General features: G+C 69.9%; 19 protein-coding genes. 14 read left to right on the top strand and 5 right to left on the bottom strand.

The window, feature by feature from the left end:
* Positions 1-962, top strand: a 962-nt coding sequence (gene sucB / locus AC2YHB_RS10990) for a 2-oxoglutarate dehydrogenase, E2 component, dihydrolipoamide succinyltransferase (protein ID WP_487353888.1), incomplete at its 5' end; no start/stop codon positions are given.
* 63 nt (positions 963-1,025) lie between these two features.
* Here sucB and AC2YHB_RS10985 read toward each other — a convergent pair.
* On the bottom strand, positions 1,026-1,979 hold the full coding sequence (locus AC2YHB_RS10985; protein ID WP_179651800.1) for a hypothetical protein: 954 nt from the start codon (positions 1,977-1,979) through the stop codon (positions 1,026-1,028).
* Between the two features lie 68 nt (positions 1,980-2,047).
* On the opposite strand from AC2YHB_RS10985, the gene AC2YHB_RS10980 reads away from it, so the two are divergent.
* The gene (locus tag AC2YHB_RS10980) at positions 2,048-2,956 is read left to right on the top strand and encodes a TIGR01777 family oxidoreductase (protein ID WP_179651802.1); all 909 of its coding nucleotides are present in this window, start codon (positions 2,048-2,050) and stop codon (positions 2,954-2,956) included.
* Here the strand turns inward: AC2YHB_RS10980 and AC2YHB_RS10975 are convergent.
* Positions 2,934-3,530 (bottom strand): hypothetical protein, encoded by a 597-nt coding sequence (locus tag AC2YHB_RS10975; RefSeq protein WP_179651804.1) that lies wholly within the window; start codon positions 3,528-3,530, stop codon positions 2,934-2,936. The genes AC2YHB_RS10980 and AC2YHB_RS10975 overlap by 23 nt on opposite strands.
* 71 nt (positions 3,531-3,601) lie before the next feature.
* Between AC2YHB_RS10975 and lipB the strand changes: the two genes are divergently transcribed.
* The 8 genes from lipB (at position 3,602) to AC2YHB_RS10935 (ending at position 10,815) form a co-directional block, all read left to right on the top strand.
* The gene (gene lipB, locus AC2YHB_RS10970; RefSeq protein WP_444547292.1) at positions 3,602-4,366 is read left to right on the top strand and encodes a lipoyl(octanoyl) transferase LipB; all 765 of its coding nucleotides are present in this window, start codon (positions 3,602-3,604) and stop codon (positions 4,364-4,366) included.
* A gap of 55 nt (positions 4,367-4,421) precedes the next feature.
* Positions 4,422-5,348, top strand: a complete 927-nt coding sequence (locus tag AC2YHB_RS10965) for an ABC transporter ATP-binding protein (RefSeq protein WP_179651806.1) — start codon at positions 4,422-4,424, stop codon at positions 5,346-5,348.
* Positions 5,345-6,343 carry a hypothetical protein gene (locus AC2YHB_RS10960; RefSeq protein WP_179651808.1) on the top strand — a complete coding sequence of 333 codons (999 nt, stop codon included), beginning with the start codon at positions 5,345-5,347 and terminating at the stop codon, positions 6,341-6,343. The genes AC2YHB_RS10965 and AC2YHB_RS10960 overlap by 4 nt, the downstream gene beginning before the upstream one ends.
* Before the next feature lie 65 nt (positions 6,344-6,408).
* Positions 6,409-7,353 carry a lipoyl synthase gene (gene lipA / locus AC2YHB_RS10955; RefSeq protein ID WP_179651810.1) on the top strand — a complete coding sequence of 315 codons (945 nt, stop codon included), beginning with the start codon at positions 6,409-6,411 and terminating at the stop codon, positions 7,351-7,353.
* Between the two features lie 29 nt (positions 7,354-7,382).
* A complete protein-coding gene (locus AC2YHB_RS10950; RefSeq protein ID WP_051932189.1) occupies positions 7,383-8,099 on the top strand; it encodes a DUF4191 domain-containing protein in 717 nt (238 codons plus the stop codon).
* Between the two features lie 192 nt (positions 8,100-8,291).
* Positions 8,292-8,879, top strand: coding sequence for a DUF6318 family protein (locus tag AC2YHB_RS10945; protein WP_179651812.1), 588 nt, complete (start codon positions 8,292-8,294; stop codon positions 8,877-8,879).
* 127 nt (positions 8,880-9,006) lie between these two features.
* Positions 9,007-9,645, top strand: coding sequence for a PKD domain-containing protein (locus AC2YHB_RS10940; RefSeq protein ID WP_179651814.1), 639 nt, complete (start codon positions 9,007-9,009; stop codon positions 9,643-9,645).
* A gap of 186 nt (positions 9,646-9,831) precedes the next feature.
* The gene (locus AC2YHB_RS10935) at positions 9,832-10,815 is read left to right on the top strand and encodes a hypothetical protein (RefSeq protein ID WP_179651816.1); all 984 of its coding nucleotides are present in this window, start codon (positions 9,832-9,834) and stop codon (positions 10,813-10,815) included.
* Here the strand turns inward: AC2YHB_RS10935 and AC2YHB_RS10930 are convergent.
* On the bottom strand, positions 10,781-11,212 hold the full coding sequence (locus tag AC2YHB_RS10930) for an RDD family protein (RefSeq protein ID WP_036544814.1): 432 nt from the start codon (positions 11,210-11,212) through the stop codon (positions 10,781-10,783). The genes AC2YHB_RS10935 and AC2YHB_RS10930 overlap by 35 nt on opposite strands.
* Before the next feature lie 165 nt (positions 11,213-11,377).
* Between AC2YHB_RS10930 and AC2YHB_RS10925 the strand changes: the two genes are divergently transcribed.
* Both AC2YHB_RS10925 and glnA read left to right on the top strand, forming a co-directional pair.
* Positions 11,378-13,555, top strand: a complete 2,178-nt coding sequence (locus tag AC2YHB_RS10925; protein ID WP_179651818.1) for a glutamine synthetase III family protein — start codon at positions 11,378-11,380, stop codon at positions 13,553-13,555.
* 221 nt (positions 13,556-13,776) lie between these two features.
* The gene (gene glnA / locus AC2YHB_RS10920; protein WP_036544810.1) at positions 13,777-15,198 is read left to right on the top strand and encodes a type I glutamate--ammonia ligase; all 1,422 of its coding nucleotides are present in this window, start codon (positions 13,777-13,779) and stop codon (positions 15,196-15,198) included.
* A gap of 339 nt (positions 15,199-15,537) precedes the next feature.
* Here the strand turns inward: glnA and AC2YHB_RS10915 are convergent, their stop codons facing one another.
* A complete protein-coding gene (locus tag AC2YHB_RS10915; RefSeq protein WP_487353891.1) occupies positions 15,538-15,876 on the bottom strand; it encodes a PepSY domain-containing protein in 339 nt (112 codons plus the stop codon).
* Positions 15,877-16,000: 124 nt separating this feature from the next.
* Here AC2YHB_RS10915 and AC2YHB_RS10910 point away from each other — a divergent pair, with 124 nt between their 5' ends.
* Both AC2YHB_RS10910 and AC2YHB_RS10905 read left to right on the top strand, forming a co-directional pair.
* Complete coding sequence (locus tag AC2YHB_RS10910) at positions 16,001-16,681, top strand: response regulator transcription factor (protein ID WP_487353887.1); 681 nt, start codon at positions 16,001-16,003, stop codon at positions 16,679-16,681.
* A 1-nt stretch (position 16,682) separates the two neighbouring features.
* Positions 16,683-18,020 carry an ATP-binding protein gene (locus tag AC2YHB_RS10905; RefSeq protein WP_487353886.1) on the top strand — a complete coding sequence of 446 codons (1,338 nt, stop codon included), beginning with the start codon at positions 16,683-16,685 and terminating at the stop codon, positions 18,018-18,020.
* 26 nt (positions 18,021-18,046) lie between these two features.
* On the opposite strand, the gene AC2YHB_RS10900 is transcribed toward AC2YHB_RS10905, so the two are convergent.
* On the bottom strand, positions 18,047-18,652 hold the full coding sequence (locus tag AC2YHB_RS10900) for a phosphatase PAP2 family protein (protein WP_487353885.1): 606 nt from the start codon (positions 18,650-18,652) through the stop codon (positions 18,047-18,049).
* Positions 18,653-18,706 lie beyond the last annotated feature (54 nt).

The following is an 18,706-nucleotide window of genomic DNA, read 5'->3' as shown; positions in this document are numbered from 1 at the left end:
CCCAGGCCGCGGCCGCGTCGGTCGCCGAGGACGGCCCCGGCTACGTCACCCCGCTGGTCCGCAAGCTCGCCGCCCAGCACGGCGTCGACCTGGGCCAGGTCAAGGGCTCCGGCGTCGGCGGCCGCATCCGCAAGCAGGACGTCCTCGACGCGGCGGCCGCCGCCAAGTCGGCCGCCCCGGCCGCCGCCGCACCGGCTGCTGCTGCGCCCGCCGCTCCCGCCGCGGCTGCGCCGAGCGCCTCGCCGTCGCCGCTGCGCGGCCAGACGGTCAAGATCTCGCGACTGCGCAAGATCATCGCCGAGCGGATGACCGAGTCGCTGCACATCTCGGCCCAGCTCACCCAGGTGGTCGAGGTCGACGTCACCAACATCGCCCGCCTGCGCGAGTCGGTGAAGGACGCCTTCCTGGCGCGCGAGGGCGTCAAGCTGTCGTACCTGCCGTTCTTCACCAAGGCGGCGATCGACACCCTCAAGCAGCACCCGGTGCTCAACGCCACCCTCGACCTCGAGGCCGGCGAGATCACCTACAACGACCGCGAGAACGTCGCCTTCGCCGTCGACACCGAGAAGGGCCTGCTCACGCCGGTCGTCAAGGACGCCGGCGACCTGTCGATCTCCGGCATCGCCAAGAAGATCGCCGACGTCGCCGAGCGGACCCGGACCAACAAGATCGGTCCCGACGAGCTCTCCGGCGGCACCTTCACGATCACCAACCTGGGCAGCTTCGGCGCCCTGTGGGACACCCCGATCATCAACCAGCCGCAGGTCGCCATCCTCGGCCCCGGTGCCGTGGTCAAGCGTCCCGTGGTGATCGACGACGAGGACCTCGGCGAGACCATCGCCGTGCGCCACATGGTCTACCTCGCGCTGACCTACGACCACCGCGTGGTCGACGGCGCCGACGCCGGCCGCTTCCTGCGTGACCTGAAGAAGCGCCTGGAGTCCGGCCAGTTCGAGGTCTGATCCCCGTACGACGCACGAAGGCCCCTGCCGCTCCGGCAGGGGCCTTCGTCGTACGACGGACGCTCAGCGGGTCGTGAGCCGCGACGTCGTCCGGTACGACGTCTCCACCCGCTGGCCGCCGACCTCGACGACGGTGCTGCCACGGCCGCTGCCCTGCGAGGTGAGCGGCGAGACCAGCCCGGTGCGCCCGACCAGGGTCCCTCGCGCCGTGCCGGAGCCCTCGAGCACCTTGCCGCCGACCGTGTCGCCCGGCGTGGTGGTCGACCTGCCGGTCATCGCGAGCTCGTAGCCGTCGTCGCTCAACGCGGTGAGGCGGTAGGTCGACACCATCGACTGCTCGACGCCGCCGACCGTGAAGGTCGTGGTGGCCCTCCAACGCGCACCCACGCCGACCTCCTCGTCGGGGAAGGCGGCGAGGCTGGCGTAGCCGAGCGACGAGATGTTGTCGAGGAGCCGCGAGACGAGGTCGGGCGCGTCCGGCGAGACCTCGACCTCGCTGGCCAGCACGGTCCCGTTCGGGGCGTAGGAGACCGTGGCCGTCGTGCCGTCGAGGAGCTCGACCGAGGCCTGCGCCTGCGCGACCGCGTCGGCCGGCAGGTCGCCCGGCTCGACGGTGGGCTTGCCGTAGACGACCTCGGCCTCGATGGCGGTGTCGCTCACGGCCGACACGGTCGTCGTGAAGGGCACCGTCATCGGCAGCGTGAGCTCCTGCCCGGCGGTGGTGGTCGTCGCCGTCATCTCGATCGTGGTGGTCTCGGTGTGCCCCTCCTCGACCTGCAGCAGCACGACCCGCCGCGGTGCGCTCCCCTCGTCGAGGAGCTCGACGTCACCGGTCAGGGGCAGGTCGGCGTCGGGTGCCACGTCCGCGGTCGGGTCGGAGGCCGTGGAGCTGCCGCCGACCGGCCGCGAGCCCTGCTTCGGCTCGCCGCCGTCGTCGGAGCCGCACCCGGCGAGGGCGAGCACGGCGACGGTCGCCAGGACAGCCGTACGACGGGATCGGCAAGGGGCGTGGCGCATGGATCTCCCTCCAGGGCTTGTGCGTGGCACAGGCTGCCACGTCATCGCCCGGGTGGCAGGCTTTCGACGTGACCTCCTCCCCTCGCCTGTCCGTCGTCGTCGCCGGCTCGTCCGGCTTCCTGGGTCGCCACCTCGTGACCGAGCTGCGCGAGCGCGGCCACACCGTCACGCCGCTCGTGCGCCGCCCGGCGCGCTCCGGGGAGTCGCCCTGGGACCCGCAGGGCGGGAAGGTCGACACCGCCGTCGTGCAGGGAGCCGACGTCGTGGTCAACCTCGCCGGTGCACCCCTGGTCGGCAACCCGCACTCGAAGAAGTGGGAGCGCGACGTCCTCGCCAGCCGGGTGACGACCACCCGCCTCCTCGCCGAGACGATCGCGGCCGCGCCGACGCCGCCGGCGCTGGTCAACGCCTCCGGCGTCAGCTGGTACGGCGACCACGGCTCCGCCGCGCTCACCGAGTCCTCCGACAGCCGTGGCCACGCCTTCCTCACCCGGGTGGCCCGCGAGTGGGAGGGCGCGACACAGCCCGCCGTCGACGCCGGCGCCCGCGTCGTCAGGCTGCGGACGGCGCCCGTGCAGGACCGTGCCAGCCAGCCGCTGAAGTCGCAGAGCCTGCAGTTCAAGGCGGGCCTGGGCGGGCGGATCGGCAGCGGCGAGCAGTTCTACCCGGTGATCTCGCTGCGCGACTGGGTCGCGGCCGCCGCCTTCCTCGTCGAGCACCCGACCGCCTCCGGGCCCGCCAACCTGTGCGCGCCGACGACCGCGACCAACAAGGAGTTCACGGCGACCCTCGGCCGACTGGTCCGGCGACCGGCCTTCTTCGCGGTGCCCTCCCCCGTCATCCGCGTCGCGGCGGGCCCGATGGCGCCCGAACTGCTCGGCTCCCTCAACCTGCGACCGCAGGCGCTGCTCGACCTGGGCCACACCTTCGCCGACCCCGACGTCGAGGCGGTGCTCAGAACCGGCCTCTCGGGCTGAGGTCGGCGGCGCCGGCCTCCACCTCGAGGGCCGACGCCAGCCGCCAGTCGGCGCCGGTCCTCCGGAACTCCAGCCGCCGCCGGGTCGCCCCGTCCCGCGGCAGGTCGGTACGCCGCCCGTCGGGGCCGACCGCGACGGCACCCACGAGCCGGTCGGTGACCACCAGCACCAGCCGCCGGGAGGTGCGCAGGCGCAGCTCGACGGCCAGCACCTGCATGGCCATCCCCTCCACCCGCAGCCCACGGGCGGTCCACCGGCGCAGCATCGCCACGTCGGCCCGGCCGGCCGCCGATCCGTGGGCGTACAGGTCGCGCAGCGCGGCCGGATCTCCCGCCTCCCATGCCGCCGAACGCGCCCGGTCCCAGTCGCGGAGGACGGCCAGCGACCCCACGGCATCGACCACGCCGATGTCGCGGGCGGCGGGCGCGACGGCCGTCGTGGGGGCGGCCTTCGTCGTACGGGATGGAGGGTGGTGGACGACGGCGACCACCACCACGGCGAGGGCCAGCAGCAGCACGACCGCGGCACCGACGAGGACCGCGGCGGGGGCCGAGCGTGGGGCGGGGATCCGCATGCCCCGATCCTGCGCCTTCGCGGCGCGACGTGGGTCCGGTCATCCACAGCCCCGGGAGTACGCTGGCGATCGTGACGCTGGACTTCCGGGAGGCCGGGCTCGGCCCCGACGCGATCGAGTACATGGCGGCCTGGGAGCTGCAGCGCGAGGTGCACCAGCAGGTCGTCGACGGCGCCCTGCCCGACACCGTGCTGCTGCTCGAGCACCCGCCGGTCTTCACCGCCGGCAAGCGCACGAAGCCCGCGGACCGGCCGGCCGACCCGGGCGGCGCGCCCGTCATCGACGTCGACCGCGGCGGTCAGATCACCTTCCACGGCCCTGGCCAGCTGGTCGGCTACCCGATCGTCCGGCTGCCCGACCACGTCAAGGTCGTCGACTACGTCCGCCGCGTCGAGGAGGCGCTGATCGCGGTCTGCGCCGACTTCGGCGTCACCACCGCCCGCGTGCCCGGGCGCAGCGGCGTGTGGTTGAAGGCCGACGAGCGCGGCCCCGAGCGCAAGATCGCGGCGATCGGCATCCGGGTCAGCAAGGGCGTCACGATGCACGGCTTCTCGCTCAACTGCGACGTCGACATGGGCTGGTACGACCGCTTCGTCCCGTGCGGCATCTCCGACGCCGGGGTCACCTCGCTGACCCGCGAGCTCGGCCGCGACGTCCCGGTCACCGAGGTGCTCGAGTCGGTCCGGCGCCACCTCGCCGACTACCTCTCCTGGCGCGCGTACGACGCCACGCCCGACTACGAGCCGCGGCCCGACCCCGCCAAGGTGCCGGCAGCGTCACGAACGGAGCCCGACGCGCCCGTCGGCGTGGCGGTCCTCACCTACCCCGCTCGCTGACCCCATACTCGGTATTCATCGGCTGTGGGGCCGGTGGGTGCCAGTGGGAGGCAGGATGAGCGATCTCGTGATCGAGACCAGCGGGCTGCGCAAGGAGTTCCGCTCCGTGCGGCGCGGCGTGCGCGTCGCCGTACAGAACCTCGACCTGGCGGTCCCCGCCGGCGGGGGTGTCCACGGCTTCCTCGGGCCCAACGGCTCGGGCAAGACCACGACGATCCGGATGCTGCTCGGGCTGGTCCGCCCGACGCGCGGCACGATGCGGCTCTTCGGCGAGCCGGTGCCGCAGCGGCTCCCCCACGTCATCGGCCGGGTCGGCGCGGTCGTCGAGTCGCCGAAGTTCTCCCCCAACTTCAGCGGCCGGCTCAACCTCGAGCTGCTCGCCGGCTCCATCGGTGCGCCGAAGGCGCGCGTCGACCAGGCGATCGAGACCGTGCAGCTCTCCGGGCGCGAGAAGGAGAAGTACAAGTCGTACTCCCTCGGCATGAAGCAGCGCATCGCCATCGCCGCCACGCTGCTCAAGGACCCCGCGCTGCTGATCCTCGACGAGCCGACCAACGGCCTCGACCCGGCCGGCATCCGCGAGATCCGCGAGACCATCCGCGGCCTCGGTGAGGCCGGTGTGACCGTCCTGCTCAGCTCGCACATCCTCGCCGAAGTCCAGCAGGTGTGCACCTCGGCCACGATCATCGGCAACGGCCGATTGCTCGCCTCCGGGCGGGTCGACGACCTCCTCGGCACCAGCACGGTGCACCGGGTGGTCGTCGCGGACCCGGCCCGCGCGGCGGAGGCACTGGCGCGGGCCGAGCTCGCCGCCACGGTCGACGGCGACGCCCTGCGGGTGGACGCGGCCGACCCGGCGCGGATCACCCAGGTGCTCGGTGAGGCCGGCATCTGGCTGAGCGAGCTGACCCCGCTCCGGCCCGACCTCGAGACGGTGTTCCTCGAGCTCACCCGCTCCGAGCAGCTGGGCGGTGCCCAGTGAACGCCTACGTCCGGCTCCTCCTCGTCGAGGTACGCCGTTACCTCCGTCGTCGTGCCGTCCAGCTGCTGATGGCGGCCTGCGTCGCCGTACCGGCCTTCATCGGCGTGGTGACCATCCTCAACACGCAGCCGCCCTCCGACGCCGACATCGCCCAGCTGGAGCGCGATGCGGAGATGAGCCGGCAGTCCGAGCTCGACTACTGCACCGAGAACCCCACCGACTGGGGCATCGAGGCCACCGGGGAGGACGCTGCGGCCGCGTGCGCCGCGCAGATCCCCGACGCCGACGAGTACGCCGACGAGTACGGCTACTACGACACGCTCCGGCTCCGTGACGAGGAGAGCAACTCGGGTGTCGCCGTCGCCTCGGTCCTCGCCATCCTGCTCCTGCTCGCCGGCACGACCTTCACCGGTCACGACTGGAACAGCGGCTCGGTCAGCAACCAGCTCCTCTTCGAGCCGCGCCGGACCCGCGTCTGGACGGCGAAGGCCCTGGTCGCGACGGGCGGGGCGCTGCTCGTGGCGGCAGTCGTGATGACGGCGTACTGGGCCGTCCTCGGCCTCGTCGCCGGCTCCCGCGACACCCTCGCCGACGGCGACCTGCTCCACGCCTTCCAGATGGGCTGGCGGTCGGCCGGTGTCGCCGCCGCCTCCGCGCTCCTCGGGTTCGTGCTGACGATGCTCTTCCGCAGCACGGTCGCGACGATCGGGATCCTGCTGGGCGCGTCGGTCGCCGGCAGCCTGCTGCTCGCCGCCGTCGGCATCAGCGAGCGGTGGAACCCGGCCGTCAACCTGCTCGCGCTGATCGACAACGGGACCACCTACTGGTCCGAGGACGCCTGCTCCGACGAGGGCAGCGAGGTCGACGGGTACGACGGCTACTACGACTGCGAGGAGGTGGTCACCTTCGGTGACGCCTCGCTCTACCTGGGCTCGTTCCTGCTGGTCGGCGGCGTCGCATCGTTCGTGTCCTTCGGCCGCCGCGACGTGCCCTAGCAGCGGCTACTCACCAGTCGGCTCGCGATGCCGGGGGCGCATGGGGCCAGGAGTAGGCTGGCCGGGTGACTGCAACGCCCGAGGGACGCAAGCTTCTCCGCCTCGAAGTCCGCAACGCGGAGACCCCGATCGAGCGGAAGCCCTCGTGGATCAAGACCCGCGCGAAGATGGGCCCGGAGTACACCGCGCTGCAGAAGCTGGTGAAGTCCGAGGGCCTGCACACGGTCTGCCAGGAGGCCGGCTGCCCCAACATCTTCGAGTGCTGGGAGGACCGCGAGGCCACCTTCCTCATCGGCGGTGACCAGTGCACCCGCCGCTGCGACTTCTGCCAGATCGACACCGGCAAGCCCCAGCCGCTGGACCGCGACGAGCCCCGCCGGGTCGCGGAGTCGGTCCAGGCGATGGAGCTGAAGTACGCCACCATCACCGGCGTCGCCCGCGACGACCTCGCTGACGGCGGCGCGTGGCTGTACGCCGAGACCGTCCGCGCGATCCACGAGCTCAACCCGGGCACCGGGGTGGAGAACCTGATCCCCGACTTCAACGGCCGTCCCGAGCTGCTGGCCGAGGTGTTCGAGTCGCGGCCCGAGGTGCTGGCCCACAACGTGGAGACGGTGCCGCGGATCTTCAAGCGGATCCGTCCGGCGTTCCGCTACGACCGCTCCCTCGACGTGCTGACCCAGGCCCGGGCGTTCGGGCTGGTCACGAAGTCCAACCTGATCCTGGGCATGGGCGAGACCCGCGAGGAGGTCTCCCAGGCCCTGCGCGACCTGCACGAGGCGGGTTGCGAGCTGGTGACCATCACCCAGTACCTGCGTCCCTCGCCGCGCCACCACCCCGTGGAGCGGTGGGTCAAGCCCGAGGAGTTCGTCGAGCTCGCCGCCGAGGCCGAGGAGATCGGGTTCGCCGGAGTCCTCTCGGGACCGCTGGTCCGTTCGTCGTACCGGGCCGGTCGTCTGTATCGTCAGGCGATGGCCGCGCGCGACGCGCGGGCCGAAGCATCCGCCTGAAGTCCCAGCCGAGGAGATCGCAGCACCCCATGTCGAACACGCCCCTCGACCCCTCCACGATGAGCCGTCGTCGGCAGATCCTCGAGACCTACCGCATGACGCGGGAGGTCGACCCGTCGATCCGCTGGTGGCTCCTCGGCTCCTTCCTGGTCTTCGGCGGCCTGGGCATGGCGCTCTTCCGCCTCGTCCTGCCGCACAACGACTCCGTCTTCAGCTGGATCCTCGCCGGCCTCGCGAGCTTCCTGATCGGCCTGTTCGCGGTCATCGTGGTCTTCGGCCGCCGCGCCCAGCGCGCCGCCTTCAAGCGCCTCGAGGGCCAGCTCGGCGCCGCCGCCCGCGCGCTCACCATGCTGCGTCGCGGCTGGGTGGTCGAGGAGGTCGTCGGCTTCACCAAGCAGCAGGACATGGTCCACCGCGTCGTCGGCCCCCCGGGCATCGTGCTCGTCGCCGAGGGCAACCCGAGCCGGGTCAAGCAGCTGCTCATCAGCGAGCACAGGAAGCACGAGCGGGTCGTCGGCGAGTACCCCGTCCACGAGGTGCTGGTCGGCAACGACGAGGGCCAGGTCCCGCTGACCAAGCTGGTCCAGCACGTCCGCAAGCTCGGCCGCCAGGTCAAGCCCGCCGAGATCACCGAGCTCCGCCAGCGCCTGCGCGCCCTGGACGCCCAGCGCCCCAAGGCCCCGATCCCGCGGGGTCCGGTGCCGACGTCGATGAAGGGCATGCGCGGGAACCTCCGCGGCCGCTGACCGGCCCGGCTGTCGGCCCGGTGATCGGCCCGGTGGTCGAGGAGGTTGCGCAGCAACCGTCACGAGACCCCCGCAGCCCCCACACCCGCCGTCCTCCACAGCTCGCCGCCTCCCGGTGGCGCCACTCGCCCGGATCGGGTTAGCGTCTCTGCGCGTCCCCGGTCCGGGCGCAGTCATTTCTCGGGAGGACCCATGCGCTCGCTCCGCGCCGCCCTGGCGGCGTCCCTGGCCGCCCTCGCCCTGCTGGCGGGCTGCTCCGACGACGACCCATCGCCCGGCGACCCCGGCTCCACGTCGACGCCGACCGGCAACCCGGAGACGCCGACGTCCAGCGCCACGGCGAAGCCGACCGAGCCTGCGCTCCCGGACGCCGCGACGAAGGCGACCGAGGCCGGGGCACGGGCGTTCATCACGTACTACTGGGACCTGATCAATTACGCGCAGGCAACCGGGGATGTGAAGGCACTGAAGCGGGTGTCGGGCCCCAATTGCGATGCGTGCACGGGCATCAACGACAGGCTCCACGATCAGTACGCGAAGGGCGGCCACGTCGAAGGAGGGACGAACTCGAGTCGGGTCCTGAAGGCGTCCGAGCTGACCACAGCATCGGAATCGGCGTACGGCTTCCGCATACGCGCCGAGGTTTCACATGACGAGCAGACAATCTATGACGGCGACGGCACGGCTGACCAGCGCGCTGCAGGCACCGACATCTTCGTCATGGTTCTCTTTTGGTCGGCCAACGACAGTTGGCGGCTCGACGTGATGCAGGTCGATTGACATGCTTCGAACTGCTGCCTTCCTCCTCGCTGGCGTTGTGTGGGCCGCGTCTCCCGCCAACGCCGTTGACAGCAAGCCAAAGCCATCGCCGAGCACAACAGGCAGCACGACCTCGAACAGCCTGGTCGTGGAAGCTGCCGAGGAAGGCATCCGAAACGGTCAACAGGGCAGCGCCGACGTCTCCGGCGTTGGCGGAAAGTCGGCCGACCCCGGTTTCGCAGCTGGTTCTGGTGCGTGCCCCGGGGCAGAGGCGGTCATCGATCAGTCGAATGCCCCCGCTGGCATCAGCTTCTGCCAGCAGTACGCCGAGCCGACCACCCCCGTCCTCACCGTCGGCCTCATCCGCAACGCCTTCGCCGAGCTGAAGCTCCCCGCCGGCGAGCTCGTCATCCAGCCGCCCGACGGCCTGACCCTGGTCAACTTCGACACGAACTTCTACACGACCAGCACCCGACCGATCGCCCGCACGGTCACCCTCCTCGGCCGCCGGGTCACCCTCGAGGCGACCCCGAGCACCTTCCACTGGAGCTTCGGTGACGGCGAGCGGCTCTCGACCAGCGACCCCGGCGCGCCGTACCCGAGCCTCCGGGTGACCCACAACTACCTGCGCAAGGACACCTACCGCCCGAGCCTCGGCACGACGTACACCGGGCGCTACCGCGTCGACGGCGGGCCGTGGCACCAGATCCCGGGCACGGTCACCATCAACGGCACCGGCCAGGCGCTGCGCGCGATCGAGGCCGAGCCCAGGCTGGCCAGCTACTGAGCAACCTCGCGGTCCTCGTCGGCCGGAGGTCATACCGATCGTGGGCGATCGCCCACGATCGGTATGACGTCTCGCGTCCCTCGGTGTCGTCCGTCAGCTGTCCACAAGGCCCGTCGGGAGCAGGTTGATCCACAGGCAGCAAAGGCGCGCCTGCACAACCGGGGTCGGCGCGTCCACCCTCGCCCCATGACCACACCCGTACGACACCACCGCCGACACGTCACCACCGTCGACGACCCGCGCACCAACGCCGTCACCGACCTCGCGAGACGTCAGGGTGGCGTCGTGTCTCGCCGCCAGCTCTACGGGCTCGGCGTCACGCGTTGGGAGGTCGGCGCCCACCTGCGCGCCGAGCGATGGCAGCGGATCGGCGACCAGACGGTTGCCGTCCGCACCGGGCCCCTGTCGACCGAGGGACACCTGTGGGCCGCTGTCCTCCAGGCGGGTCCCCGGGCTCAGCTGGACGGCGCTGCATCGTTGGTTGCTTCGGGCTTGAGACGGTTCGAGCTCGACCGGATCCGGGTGTCCGTGCCGCGGGGAGCGCGAGCGCGCCGTACCGCCGCCTATGACATCCGGCAGACGCGTCGCTGGCAGGAGGACGACCGGGCGCCGAGCGGGATCCCGCGCACGCGGCCGGCCGTCGCCGCGGTCCGCGCGGCACTGTGGGCCCGCACGGACAAGCAGGCGGCGTACCTGCTCACGCTCACCGTGCAACAGGGCCTCGCGACTCCGGACCAGCTCGGGACCGAGGTGCTGCGCGTCCGGCGCGACAAGAGGCGATCCTTCCTGGGTGCCGTGGTGAACGACCTGCTCGACGGCGCGCGCTCCCTCGGCGAGCTCGACATCGCAGCGGAGCTCACCCGACGAGGCCTGCCCCGGCCTGACCGGCAGGTGCTGAGGAGGGACCGGCGAGGTCGCTACTACCTCGATCTCTACTGGCCGGACTTCGGTCTCGTCGTCGAGATCGACGGCATCCACCACACCTGGGCCGAGAACGTCGTGGGCGACGCGCTCCGGCAGAACGCCCTCGTCCTCGACGGCGACCGGGTGCTCAGGCTGCCGCTGCTCGGGCTTCGCCTGCGGCCTGACGACTTCTTCGACCAGATCGCCGCGGCACTCAGCGCCCGGAGCAGGGCTACTTCAGCAGGGTGCGCAGGGTCGCGAAGGTGACCGTCGAGGTGCCCGCAAAGAGGTCGTGCAGGCCACGGCCGTCGGCGCGGAAGACCAGCGGCGGGATGACCAGCGCGACCAGCACCTGGCGACCGAGGGCCTTGAGCGGGTTGAGCTTGCGCAGCCGCCCGTCCGCCGGTACGACGCACAGCCCGGTCAGCAGCTTGCCGATCGAGCCGCCGGCGAGCCACGTGAGCAGGGCCGACTCGACGACGTACACGGGCAGGACCATGAACGAGGCGGCCGAGCCGGTGGTCGTGTACTCGTCGACGCCGAACACGGCGATCACGGCGAGGGTGCAGATCAGCCAGTCGACGAGCAGGGCGAGGATGCGGCGTCCCCACGACGCAGTCTCGAAGGACGGGGCGACGGGCTGGCGGGCGGACGACGGTGGCACGGCCGCAAGCGTAGGCGAGAGCCCGGAGTGACCGGCGCCACACTCCTCGGCAGACCTGTTACATCCCCGAAACAATCGGGCAACCGGGCGAAATCTGGAACACCTAGCGTTCACGCGTAGGTCGCTGGCGCGACCACCCCTGCCACGAACACCAGGAGTTTCACCATGACTGCGAACCCGACCCGCCTGGGCGCGATCCGCGACATCGAGGCCAACGAGGCGCCGGCGGCGTTCTTCGACGCGGCGGAGAAGACGGGCGCCATCTACGGCGAGAACGTCTTCTCGCTCGCAGTGATGCAGAAGCGTCTCCCCAAGTCGGTGTTCAAGTCGGTCGCCGCGACCATCCAGAAGGGCGAGAAGCTCGACCCCGCCGTCGCCGACATCGTCGCCTCGGCGATGAAGGACTGGGCGATGGAGCGCGGCGTGACGCACTACGCGCACGTCTTCTACCCGCTGACCGGCCTCACCGCCGAGAAGCACGACTCGTTCATGGAGCCCGTGGGCGACGGTACGGCGGTCTGGGAGTTCTCCGGCAAGACGCTGGTCCAGGGCGAGCCCGACGCCAGCTCCTTCCCCAACGGCGGCATCCGGGCGACCTTCGAGGCGCGCGGCTACACCGGCTGGGACGTCCAGTCGCCGGCGTACATCCTCGAGAACCCCAACGGCAACACCCTGTGCATCCCGACGATCTTCGTCTCGATGACCGGTGAGGCGCTCGACCACAAGACCCCGCTGCTGCGCTCGCAGCACGCCATGTCGGAGCAGGCCAAGCGCGTCCTGGCGCTCTTCGGCCACGAGGACATCGACAACGTCGTGTCCTACTGCGGCCCGGAGCAGGAGTACTTCCTGGTCGACACCTCGTTCGTGAACTCGCGCCCCGACCTGCTCAACGCGGGCCGCACGCTGTTCGGCGCCAAGCCGCCGAAGGGCCAGGAGTTCGACGACCACTACTTCGGCGCCATCCCCGAGCGCGTCCTGGGCTTCATGCACGACACCGAGCGGGCGCTCTTCAAGCTCGGCGTCCCGGCGAAGACCCGCCACAACGAGGTCGCCCCCGGCCAGTTCGAGATCGCCCCGGTCTTCGAGCGCGCCAACCTCGCCTCGGACCACCAGCAGCTGATCATGTCGACCTTCAAGTCGATCGCGAAGACCCACGGCTTCGAGTGCCTCTTCCACGAGAAGCCGTTCGCGGGCGTCAACGGCTCGGGCAAGCACGTGAACTTCTCGTTCGGCAACGGCAACCAGGGCAACTTCCTCAACCCGGGTGACAACCCGCACGACAACGCGCAGTTCCTCGTCTTCTGCGCCGCCGTCATCCGCGCGGTCCACCTGTACGGCGGCCTGCTGCGCCTGTCGATCGCGTCGGCCGGCAACGACCACCGCCTGGGCGCCAACGAGGCTCCCCCGGCGATCATCTCGATCTTCCTCGGCGACCAGCTGCAGGACGTCTTCGAGCAGATCGCCAAGGGTGGCGCGACCTCGTCGAAGCAGAAGGGCGTCCTCTCCGTGGGCGTCGACACCCTGCCCGACCTGACCAAGGACGCCGGCGACCGCAACCGCACCTCGCCGATGGCCTTCACCGGCAACCGCTTCGAGTTCCGCGCCGCGGGCTCGAACCAGACCGTCGCCGCCCCGATGGTCGTCATCAACACGATCATGGCCGAGGCCCTCGACTACATCGCGACCGAGCTGGAGGCCGCCGTCGCCGGTGGCGCCGAGTTCAACGCCGCTGTCCAGTCGGTGCTGGCGAAGGTCATGGAACAGCACGGAACGGTCGTCTTCAACGGCAACGGCTACTCCGAGGAGTGGCACGCGGAGGCCGAGGTCCGTGGCCTCAAGAACCTCCGTACGACGGTCGACGCGCTCCCGGAGTACATCTCCCCCGAGTCGAAGAAGCTGTTCTCGACGTACGGCGTCTTCAGCGAGGCCGAGCTCGAGTCGCGCTTCGAGGTCGGTGTCGAGCAGTACGTCATGACGATCAACGTCGAGGCGAACCTGACCGGCGAGATCGCCAAGACCACGATCCTCCCGGCCGCGGTCCGCTACCAGACCGAGCTCGCCTCCAACGTCGCCGCCCTCAAGGCCGCCGGCGTCGAGGCCGACACGACCGACCTGCTCAAGGTCACCGAGCTGGTCGCCGCGCTGCGGGCGGGCATCGCCGCGCTCGACGCCGCGAAGGCCGGCGACGAGGGCCACGAGGGCCTCGCCGAGGCGGCGTACTACCGCGACGCGGTGCTGCCGGCCATGCTGCAGATCCGCGAGGCGGCGGACGAGATCGAGACGTTCATCGCCGACGACCTGTGGCCGCTGCCGACGTACCAGGAGATGCTCTTCATCCGCTGATCCGCCGTTCGATCCGGCCAGCCGGGTGCCCGCGATGCGGGCGCCCGGCTGCTGGTCGTCGGGCATCTTGTTACATGGCGGAAACACATCAGTGACGGCCGGGAAACTGCCTGTTCGGTAGGTTGCACGCAGGAGAAGCGACGCGAGGGAGCGCCGCCGGCCCCAACCGTCACCAGCTGACCGAATGGCTCGCTCCGACAGGCGCAGCCAAGGAGGAACGAATGTTCAACAACAGCGAAGAGCTGCTCAAGTTCATCAAGGACGAGGGCGTCGAGATGGTCGACGTCCGCTTCTGCGACCTGCCCGGCATCATGCAGCACTTCACCGTGCCGGTCTCGTCCTTCGACCAGTCCGTCTTCGACGACGGCCTGGGCTTCGACGGCTCCTCGATCCGCGGCTTCCAGGCCATCAACGAGTCGGACATGCAGCTCTACCCCGACCCGACGACGGCCTACATCGACCCGTTCCGCAAGTCGAAGACGCTCAACGTCAACTTCTTCATCCACGACCCGATCACCGGTGAGGCCTACTCCCGCGACCCGCGCAACATCGCGAAGAAGGCGCTGGCGTACCTCTCGAGCACGGGCATCGCGGACACCGCCTTCTTCGCCCCCGAGGCGGAGTTCTACATCTTCGACAACGTCCGCTACTCCACCGGCGTCAACGAGGGTTACTACCACATCGACTCCGTCGAGGGCTGGTGGAACTCCGGCAAGGCCGACGAGGACAACAAGGGCTACAAGACCCGGCTCAAGGGTGGCTACTTCCCCGTCGAGCCGTACGACCACTACAGCGACCTGCGCGCCGACATGGTCAAGAACCTCGAGGCGTGCGGCCTGCAGGTCGAGCGGGCCCACCACGAGGTCGGCACCGCCGGCCAGGCCGAGATCAACTACAAGTTCGACACGCTGCTCAAGGCCGCGGACGACGTGATGAAGTTCAAGTACCTCATCAAGAACACCGCCTGGGAGCAGGGCAAGTCGGTCACCTTCATGCCGAAGCCGATCTTCGGTGACAACGGCTCCGGCATGCACGTCCACCAGTCGCTGTGGAAGGACGGCTCGCCGCTGTTCTACGACGAGACCGGGTACGGCGGCCTGTCGGACCTCGCCCGCTGGTACATCGGCGGCATCCTCCAGCACGCCCCCGCGCTGCTCGCGTTCACCAACCCGACGGTGAACTCGTACCACCGCCTGGTGCCGGGCTACGAGGCCCCGATCTCGCTGGTCTACTCCTCGCGCAACCGCTCCGCCTCGGTCCGGATCCCGATCACGGGCACCAACCCGAAGGCCAAGCGCATCGAGACCCGCTTCCCCGACCCGTCGGCGAACCCCTACCTCGCCTTCTCGGCCCTGATGCTCGCCGGCCTCGACGGCATCCAGAACAAGACCGAGCCGGCCGCCCCGATCGACAAGGACATCTACGAGCTCCCGCCGGACGAGATGGCCGAGATCGCCCAGGTGCCGACCTCGCTCGGTGCCGTGCTCGACGCGCTGGAGGCCGACCACGACTTCCTCACCGTCGGCAACGTGTTCACCCCCGACCTCATCGAGACCTGGGTGGATTACAAGCGGGCGAACGAGATCGCGCCGGTGCAACTGCGGCCGCACCCGCACGAGTTCGAGCTGTACTACGACATATAGCACTTGTGCACGTAGAGCTCGAACTCAGACTTCCGAGCAGGCGAACCCCGGCTCCCGGTCGGGGTTCTCGCCTTTGAGCCACCAGACTCCTCCGCCGACGCCACATTGATGGGGTTGCGCTTGCCGTCTGGAGCTCGCGGGCCGGCCCGCCCCGATGGGACGCGGCATTCGCGATTTCGACAGACCCGGGCATCCGCGACGCGCCGAGACTGCCGGGCGCCTCATCGCGCTTTGACCGACTCACTTGTTATGGACGACGCGAACCCCGCAGCGGAGGCAGCGCGCTCCATAGCGCTGCGCCCGCGGCGGGGCTGGGGGAAGTGCGATCGACGCGAAGGGTCAGTCGTCGCCGTTCTCAGCGTCCTCGGTCTTGGTGCCGACGACGTTGAAGTCCTCGTCGAGCTGCACGTCGACCTGGCTGCCATCGTCGAGTGTCACCTCGACCTCGTACTTGCTCTCCTCGTCGTCGACCTCTGTCTCGGTCACCTTGCCGCCGCCAGTCTCGGCGAGGGCTGCTTCGGAGGCCTGCTCGAGGTCGGCCGCCGGGATCGGGCGGTCGGTCGCGTCGTCATCCGCGGAACCGGCAACAGCCGTGCCAGCAATGCCACCAGCCAGCAGGACAGCCGCACCGGCAGCAATCGCGATCTTGGTCTTTTTGTTCAGGGATCGAATGTTCATGTCGACCACGCTATGTCCGATTGCGGTCTTCGCGACCAAGATCTCATCAGGGTTTCATCGTGGGCGAGATGAGAGCGCGATGAGGGTGTCATCCGGGCCTCATCAGCGTCCCTAGAGTGGATTGGTGCGGGTGTTGATGGTGGAGGACGAGCCGAAGTTGGCGCGGCTCGTTGCCCGTGGGCTGACCGAGCGCGGCGACCTCGTCACTATCGCCGGAACTGGGGAGGCGGCGCTGGAAGCGGCGACGGAGTCGGGGTACGACGTGGTCCTCCTCGACGTACAGCTCCCGGACATGAGTGGCTTCGACGTCTGTCGCCGACTCCGCCAAGGGCACGTGTGGACGCCCGTCCTGATGCTGACCGCGCGAACCGCTGTCGCCGACCGCATCACCGGCCTGGATAGTGGTGCCGACGACTACCTCGGCAAGCCGTTCGCTTTCGAGGAGCTGCTGGCCCGGATTCGCGCGCTGGCCCGCCGTGGACCTGTACCGCGACCGACCGTGCTCGAGGTCGGCGATCTACGGCTCGACCCGGCTTCCCACCGGGTGTGGCGTGACGAGGTCGAGATCGAGCTGTCGGCCCGGGAGCTGGCCCTGCTTGAGGTACTGATGCGCCGTCCCGAGCAGGTCTTGAGTCGCGATCAGCTGTTGGCGCACGCTTGGGGCGTCACCCATGACACTTCCTCGAACGTCGTTGATGTCTACGTTCGGTACCTACGGGAGAAGATTGACCGCCCGTTCGGTGTCGAATCACTCCGCACCGTCCGCGGCATTGGTTACCGGCTGACCGCAGGCGCGGATGCCTAGCGTGTCGTGGTCCCTGCGTGCCCGGGTAGCGATCGCTTTCCTCCTCACGACCGCGCTCGCGATGCTCGCCATCGGGCTGTTTGTCCAGGCGCGGGTCCAGGACACCCTCGAGGAGGGACTCCGCGACCAGCTGGAGACCGAGATGGACCGGCTAGTCGCCGTACCACCGAACGAGCGGCCGCAAGCCGTAGAACGGCTCGCCGGCGAGATCCACGGCCAGCTGCTATCCGGCGGGGGCACCGTGGTTGCGTCCTCGCCTGGGATCCGCGGCCGGGTGGTCGACCCTGCCGCGGCCGACGACGGGTACGCCGACGGCCACGTCATGGAGGCAGACGACCACGACGATGCGAGAAGCAGCGACGGTGAAGCGCCGGACTCCAGGACCGAGGACGAGCTCTCGATCATCCTCGTGCGGACCATCGGCGACCAGGTGCTAGCCATTTCGATCGGCCGCGAGGATGCCGACGACGCGACCCAGGCCGTACGCACCCAACTCTTGTTCAGCGGGCCGGTGGCGCTGGTTCTCGCCGGCGCCCTCGGCTACCTCGTCGCCGGATTCGGGCTCCGTCCGATCGAGCGGATGCGGGCACGCGCCGCCACCATCTCCGCACGCAGCGCCGGAGAACGACTGCCGGTGCCCTCCACCGCCGAGCTACGCAGGCTGGCGATCACACTCAACGCCATGCTCAGCCGACTGGACGAGGGTCTCGACCGCGAACGGCGGTTCGCAGCCGACGCCAGTCACGAACTGCGCACACCGCTAGCGCTGCTCCTCACCGAGGTGGAGCTCGCCCTGGCCAGCCCTCGAACCCACGACGAGCTCCTCGACGCGCTGCACTCGGCCGAGCAGGAGGTACGCCGCCTCATCGCGCTCAGCGAGAACCTACTTCTGCTCGCGGGAGCCGATGCCGGCCACCTTCAGGTGAACGCAGAAGTGGTCGACCTCGCCGAGCTTGCCGCGGACGTCGTACACCGGTTCGGCTCGCTCGCAGAAGCCGCGACCCGCTCGGTGTCGACGAGCGGTGGCCGTGAGGTGCTGGTGAGCGGGGATCCGGATCAACTGCGCCGCGTGGTGTCCAATCTGGTCGACAACGCGCTGCGGCACGGCTCCGGAGACGTCGAAGTCCGCGTCGTCGGAGGCATCACAGCGGTCTTGGAGGTGAGCGACGCCGGACCGGGGTTCGCCGAGGAGCGACCGTTCGAGCGGTTCGCGGCAAGTCACGGTTCCGTTGGGCTCGGGCTTTCGATCGTCGAGGAGATAGTCCGCGCACACGGCGGCGAGATCGGGATCTCGCGTGAGTTCGAGCGCACCGTCGTGCGCGTCACCTTGCCGAGATGACTGACTTGTAGACCTCGCGCCGTGGGTCAGGGGCTGGACGGCGTTCTGTGCGCAGGATCGGTTGGTGTTGGGCTGTCCGAGGGGATGGTGTTGGCAGCCGCCGCGGCCGCCAGTATGAGTAGGCCTAGCAGCATCCCACCGAGGACGTCACTGGGATAGTGCCGACCAAGCAGGACTCTGTCGGCGCAGACGAGCGCAACCAGACTGATTCCGAGGGCAGTCACCGAAATTCGCACCGCGACATGCCATTGGCGCGACCACGACAATGCGAAAACCGTCAGGATGATCGAGCCCAGGAGCACGGTCCCAGAGGATGCGTGTCCGGAGGGGAAGGCCGGGCTGCTCAGAGCGTGGTCGGCTGCTTGCCACTCGGGTCGATCGCGTCCGATCTGCGCTTTCAGCGCGGTGGTGGCCAGGGGCGTGACCGTATTTGCCAGCAAGACGAGGACCGCCGTGCGCGGCTCTCGTAACCACAGCAGCACCACGACCAGCAAGCCGACGTAGATCGACATGTACGGCTGGGCGAAGGCGACTTCGACCCAGCGCAGGAACGCGGTGAGGTCGTGCGCGCGTGACCAAGAGGTTGCGTCCCGACCGACTGCGTCGAGACCGGTGGTGTTGCCCGACTGCACCGCGATAGTGAGCGCGACGAGGGCAACAGTCGCCGACAGTCCCGCAGCGATCCA

This window comes from Nocardioides sp. SRI_004 (assembly GCF_057586415.1).
This window is presented reverse-complemented; position numbering and strand designations above follow the sequence as displayed.